Raw genomic sequence first — 6193 nt, 5'->3', positions numbered from 1 at the left:
ACTATCTTGCCAGACGTCTCCGGTTTTTAGATCAGGAATGACTGTCGGAGAACAACCATTATGAACCCGAAAAGAGAAATGGCGGCACAACTACTATAACTGGGAGGATTTTAGCCATGATCTTCCAATCTGCGAAAATTTTACATTTTGCTCGGCGAGTTAAGGATGTCAAGATATCCTGACATCCTTAAACTTCGTATACTTAAATAGAACAAAGCAATTACTTACACCATCTTTGTCTTCTTAACAGTCTGTACAAACTCTCCATTATACCTGGTACGTGCAAACATATTCAGTATATTCTCTACTGCCTCGTCTACTTTTAAACCATTCAGTCCCTTTCTTACAATATCCATTGCTTCCAGTTCCTCTGTAGTCAGCAGCAGATCCTCCCGCCTGGTTCCTGATTTAGGAATATCAATAGCCGGAAATACTCTCTTTTCCTGAAGCTTGCGGTTCAGTACCAATTCCATATTACCAGTTCCTTTAAATTCCTCATAAATCACATCATCCATCTTACTGCCAGTCTCCACCAAGGCCGTTGCAAGAATCGTCAAGCTGCCCCCTTCACGCATATTACGGGCTGCTCCAAAGAAACGCTTAGGCATATGCAAGGCCGCCGGATCTAAACCGCCAGATAATGTACGTCCACTTGGCGGCACTGTAAGATTATAAGCTCTTGCCAGCCTTGTAATACTATCAAGAAGAACCACCACATCCTTTTTATGCTCTACCAGACGCTTTGCACGCTCTATAACCATCTCTGATACACGCTTGTGATGCTCTGGCAGCTCATCAAATGTAGAATAAATCACCTCTACATTTGGCCCTTCAATTGCTTCTTTAATATCTGTAACCTCTTCAGGACGTTCGTCTATCAAAAGTATGATCAGACGCATATCTGGATGATTTTTTGTAATTGATTTTGCCACATCCTTCAAAAGGGTTGTCTTACCAGCTTTTGGCGGTGATACAATCATACCTCTCTGTCCCTTGCCGATAGGCGAAATGAGATCTACAATCCGCATCGCCATGCTCCCGCCCGGACGTTCCAAATAGATTCGTGAATTCGGAAAAATCGGCGTCAGTTCTTCAAAGTTACGTCTTCTTGCTGCATCCTCCGGTCGATATCCATTCACCGACTTTAGGTATAAAAGGGCTGCGAACTTCTCCGTCTGGGCACGAACCTTCACATTTCCGCAGAGAATATCACCTGTTTTCAAATTATATCTGCGGATCATAGCAGGATTAATATAAATATCGTTTTCACCCGGAAGATAATTAGCACTCCGAATAAACCCATATCCATCCGCAAGGACCTCCAAAATCCCATTGGCTACCTGGCCGCTGTCTAACTGGGATATATCCTGAGACGCCCCTACCCGCTCTGGTGCACGCTCCCGCATGCGCTCGGCAGTTCTTTCTATCGCTTTTTCTGTACGCTCTACCACTCGTTCCGGTGCTTTCTCCGGTATCTTCCGCGGCTTCATTTCTGCATCCTTCTCCAGCATTAACTGAATCAAATCACCTTTTTTCATGGTAGAAGTCCCCTTCAAACTTCTCGCCTTTGCAATCTCCTTAAGCTCTGTAAGCGGAAGGGATTCATATTGCTCTTTTGTCATGCTAGTCCTCCTCTTTTTTCGTCTTGTCTATTCTTCTAATCGTGTATTTATATAAAACCTGAATATTTGTCTTGGGAATAACCGCCAGAAGCTTTTGGCGAATCTGATGCTGAAATACGATATTCCAATGTCGTCAAATGATGACATCTTGAATATAACACATTTTCCCTCAAAATCAAAGGGTTATTTTTTCATACTTCACATTTTAACCCAAAAATGCTAAAATGGGGGCAATATATATACAAGGAGGCACCTGTTTTCTATGAAAAAGCTCATACTCCCCCTATATCTTTGGCTTCACCGCACACTGCTGAAATTCTGCTGGAATATTTTCACCCTGGTTCCTCTGGATAAAAAGAAGGTAATATTCAGCAATTTTAATGGCGGTGTCTATGGGGATAATCCAAAATATATTGCCGAAGAACTTTTAAGGCGGCAGTTGAACTGGAAGCTTTACTGGACTTCCGCCTCTGATTATGAGCTGCCCAAAGGCGTACTTCCTGTGCGGCCAAATACCATACTTTTTGTCTGGCATATGGCAACTGCCGTAGCTTGGGTGGATAATACCCGTAAATTATATTATTTCAAAAAACGGCCCGGCCAATTCTATGTACAGACCTGCCACGGCGGACCGGGGCCGAAAAAGATAGAAAAGGACTGCGAAGAACTGCTGAGCAAAGAATATGTAGCCTATGCGAAAATTGATTCCAAACACATTGATCTTATGCTTTCCTCCTGCAAATGGCAGAGCAATTGCTTTCGAAATGCCTTCTGGTATGACGGCCCTATTTTGGAAAAGGGACTCCCAAAGTATGATGCTTACTTTGAAGATCTGACTCTCTGCCGGGAAAAAGTACAGAATTACTTTAAGCTTCCCAAAGATATAAAGTTCGTGGTTTACGCCCCTACCTTCCGGGAAAGCCGCCGGACAGATATGTATAAACTGGATTATGAACAGCTTTTGGTCTCTCTTGGAAAACGCTTTGGCGGAAAATGGGCTGTACTGGTGTGCCTGCATCCAAATATTGACCGCCAAAATTACCCTCTGAACTACACAGACCGCATTCTGAATACCAGTGCCTACGGAAATATGCAGGATCTTCTGGCCGCTTCAGATGTGATTATCAGCGACTACTCCGGCTGTGTAACCGACTTTGTGATGATTGAACGCCCCGGCTTTCTCTATATTGAAGATTACGAGGATGCAAAGCAGGAACGGGGCTACTACTACGATCTGAAAGAACTGCCGCTTCCTCTGGCCTTCTCTAATGAAGAGCTTATGAAAAATATAGAGATCTTTGATGAAGAAAAATACAAACAAGGATGCAGGACTTTTTGCGACTGGATGCAGTTTTATGAAGGCGGGCATGCATCAGAGGCCGTTGTGGACATCATTCTAGAGCATTCCCAGAAGCTTTCCAACCACTGAATACACAAATAAATGCAGGCACAGCACAGGCACAGTATGTCTGCCCAGCCATACACATGCTTTAGAAACAAACCGTGTATGTTTTTCCAGAAGCAGCGACAGTTCCAGGCAGAGCAAAGACCCCAGACACCCGACTATCAGATACAGTACCATAGAACTGCCGTACTCTGCCACAGACATATTTACACTGCCATTTACAAAAGACAGAGATACAAAAGCCGCTGCCAAAAGTAAGAGCACAAGCGGCTTTTTATAAAGCTCTTCCACCAAATGATGCTCTTTTAACACTTTTCCGAACCCCAGAAAGGAGACTGAATACAATGCACAATCGATGCTCCAGGGTAAAAGAATCGGGCAGAAATAATGTACCAGCACTGCAAAAAGCAGTACGCCTCCATTCACAATATAGAGTTTGCAAAGCTCCCCTTTTGCCAGCTTCATCAATCCCCAAAAAATAATAAGGCTCACAAATAACCCTGTTAAAAACCACGTAGGTGCATTCAATATCTGCATAAAATATAAATTGTGGACCGCATCCATCTCAAAGAGACAGTTTCTGGAATACAAGATTCCCACAAGCGGGAATACAGATTCGGAAGAAACCCTTCCCGCCAATAGGCTGTCCTTTATAAAAAAGAACAGAAACAGGAATAAATTATATCCGAAATAGGGCACCAACAGGCGGCGTGCCTTCTTCTTTACAAAGGTTCCGAACCCTTCTTCCTCTTTCCAGGTAAAGGTCATGCCTGCCAGCACAAAAAAGACCGGCATATAAAACATTCCCCCAAGAAATGTCACTGGCCCCAGGCTAATCCCTCCATGAACAATCAACACAATAAGAATCCCCAGCGCCTTGGCTATATCCATCCAAAGAATCCTCTGTTTTTCCATCTTGCACCTCCTCATAAGGGATCAGGCTTCTTTTGGTTCAGGCGTCTTTCAATGCCTTTCTCCATCCATACCCCTACCGGCTCCAGATACCGATTGCTCAGTGCTGAAAGGGCCAGAATCAGCAAGGTTGTCAATATAAAATCAATCCCCACTGTCAGGCCATATGCCATTTTCCCCTGAAGCTTCAGGAAAAACCAGCAGGAAAATACGGCAATCACCGGAAAATGCACCAGGTAGAGAGAATAAGATATTTTCCCAAGATATACAAAAACCTTTCCGGAGAAAAACCCCTGCAGCCAGTCACACCCAAGCACCCCGGCTGTCAAAAGAACCGCCCCGGCAATATGATAAATCACCGTGTAGGCAGCCGGCAAAATCCCATAGACAGTTCCGGGCAGCTCTGTGCCAATGGACGGATAGGAGGTCAGATAAATCCCCAGCAGGAACACCAGCAGAGGGAGCGCCTGAAACCGCCGATACGCTCGAATCACCCTTTTCTGAGTAGTATAAAAATCACAAAGCACAAAGCCCAGAAAGATTCCGGAAAAATAAATATCTGTTCTTAAGGACACAAGAATCATCACACCATAGGTTATATAGCGCAGCCGGTTTTCCCCCACCAAATATGCGGCCAGATATACAAGCAAAGCCCCCCAGAACAGATAGGGAATCGTCCAGAGAACGCCGTTATAATCATTGCTGCCCCTTACAAAGCAGCCAAGGAGGCTTTCATAAAGCATTCTTAAAAAGCTTGGCTCAAACTGATTAAACCCCTGAAACCACGGTATGGATTTGGTAAATACCGCTGTCTCATTATTCTGATATAGGCCAAGACACATCAAAATAAAAATCAGGATATTCACTGCCAAAATCACGGGCATCAACCGAAAATACCGCTTGAAAGCCCCGGCCCGAAGCTTCGCCCGATCCCTTGTCCGAAAATAAGACAGGCAGAGTACAAATCCGCTGAACACCAGAAAAAGGCACACCGCCCCATTTCCATTATAAAAAAAGTTTAAGGGCGTTTTCCCTATCCAAAGCTCGATGGCCGTCTTTGTATTCACATGCTCCGGGAGCAGTGTGTAGGCCGCATAATAGAAAGCAAAAACAAAATGGCATAGATACACCATCAAAGCGCCAATGCCCTTTAATCCATCAATGTAATCCAGCTTTTCCCTTGATCCGTCCCTTGCTTTCTCCATATTGCCTGCCCTTTCCCCTGTCCTGCAATTGTTTTTGACAGTCGTATTCTTATTGAAGCTCTTCCAATCTTTCACACAAGAGCCTTGTATAAAGCGTCCGGCCTTCCGCTGATAAATGAATCAAATCCTGAAAACAGTCCGGATCACTGAAGTCAAACCCCAATTCTTCCGTCAGGATAATGTCCGGACTCTTTGCGTCCGTTTCCCTTTCCCCTCTATCTTCCCCGGACACCAAGTCAGGCTCTCCTGCCAGTTCCCGAACCTTTTTCACACACTCCTCATACAATTCCATATAATCAGAATCCCCATACATGCGCTCATATTTCGGCGTTTCTATAAAGTGTACCTTAATTCCATGGTCTTTTGCAAGCTTCAAAAGCTTCTCATAGCCCTCTATCTGTGCCTCCTGTATTCCGTCACGGCCTCCAAGCATCCCTAAAGAGTCCAAATGCTCCTTTGTCTGTCCCCCAGGTGTCAGAATGTTTCCTCCATTTCGAAACTGTGCAGATACCAGATGATTGTGAATGGGATAGGTCAAGAGCTGCTCATTATTGGCTGTAACAAACAATTCATAAAAATCCAGGAATTTTGTATCATTATTGGCTGACATCAGCTTCCAGGCATCTACCTTAAATTTTAAATCCGTATCCAGCAAAATCTTCGTATCACTGATCCAGGGTGCCGCAGCAGCCGTATAGGGATATAGATCCACATAGAGGTTCCCAACCTCCAATCCCTCTTTCAGCATATAGTCAAGCTCCATCGCCATAAATGCCGGCTGATTGCCATTGTAGGAAAGAATATAGACGCTTCCCTCCAATTCCTCCTCCAGCACATCAATAGAAAGCCCCTGCCGGAACATAGAGGAACCAATAAACAGATGATCCACGGTTTTTTTTTGGATAGCCGCCTGCATTCCATAGGAGGATACGGGCAGAAGCCGGGCATATTCATTTTTTATTCCTGTCAGCAGAAGCACTGCCAGCAGCACACCTGCCAAAACGCTTCCCATATGTTTTAAGTTCCGCAACATTCTTACAATACCCCTA

5 protein-coding genes are annotated in these 6193 nt (G+C 44.5%); 1 reads left to right on the top strand and 4 read right to left on the bottom strand.

Annotation, left to right across the window (positions count from 1 at the left end; genetic code table 11):
* Positions 1-224: 224 nt before the first annotated feature.
* Positions 225-1622: a transcription termination factor Rho gene (gene rho / locus VSQ61_RS21160; protein WP_334346333.1), complete on the bottom strand. Its 1398-nt coding sequence runs from the start codon at positions 1620-1622 to the stop codon at positions 225-227.
* Between the two features lie 262 nt (positions 1623-1884).
* Here rho and VSQ61_RS21155 point away from each other — a divergent pair, with 262 nt between their 5' ends.
* Positions 1885-3051 (top strand): CDP-glycerol glycerophosphotransferase family protein, encoded by a 1167-nt coding sequence (locus tag VSQ61_RS21155; protein WP_334346332.1) that lies wholly within the window; start codon positions 1885-1887, stop codon positions 3049-3051.
* Here the strand turns inward: VSQ61_RS21155 and VSQ61_RS21150 are convergent.
* Genes VSQ61_RS21150 through VSQ61_RS21140 form a run of 3 tightly spaced genes read right to left on the bottom strand, consistent with a single transcriptional unit; the run spans position 3019 to position 6177 of the window.
* Entirely contained in the window at positions 3019-3942 is a 924-nt protein-coding gene (locus tag VSQ61_RS21150; RefSeq protein WP_334346331.1) for an acyltransferase family protein, read from the bottom strand. The two genes, VSQ61_RS21155 and VSQ61_RS21150, sit on opposite strands and share 33 nt — an antisense overlap.
* Positions 3943-3953: 11 nt before the next feature.
* Complete coding sequence (locus VSQ61_RS21145) at positions 3954-5144, bottom strand: acyltransferase family protein (RefSeq protein WP_334346330.1); 1191 nt, start codon at positions 5142-5144, stop codon at positions 3954-3956.
* Positions 5145-5193: 49 nt separating this feature from the next.
* The gene (locus tag VSQ61_RS21140) at positions 5194-6177 is read right to left on the bottom strand and encodes a hypothetical protein (RefSeq protein ID WP_334346329.1); all 984 of its coding nucleotides are present in this window, start codon (positions 6175-6177) and stop codon (positions 5194-5196) included.
* Positions 6178-6193: the final 16 nt, after the last annotated feature.

This window comes from Candidatus Merdisoma sp. JLR.KK006, assembly GCF_036941035.1.
Classification (GTDB): domain Bacteria; phylum Bacillota; class Clostridia; order Lachnospirales; family Lachnospiraceae; genus Laedolimicola.
The sequence above is the reverse complement of the archived record's forward strand: the minus strand, read 5'-3'. Positions and strand labels throughout refer to the sequence as shown.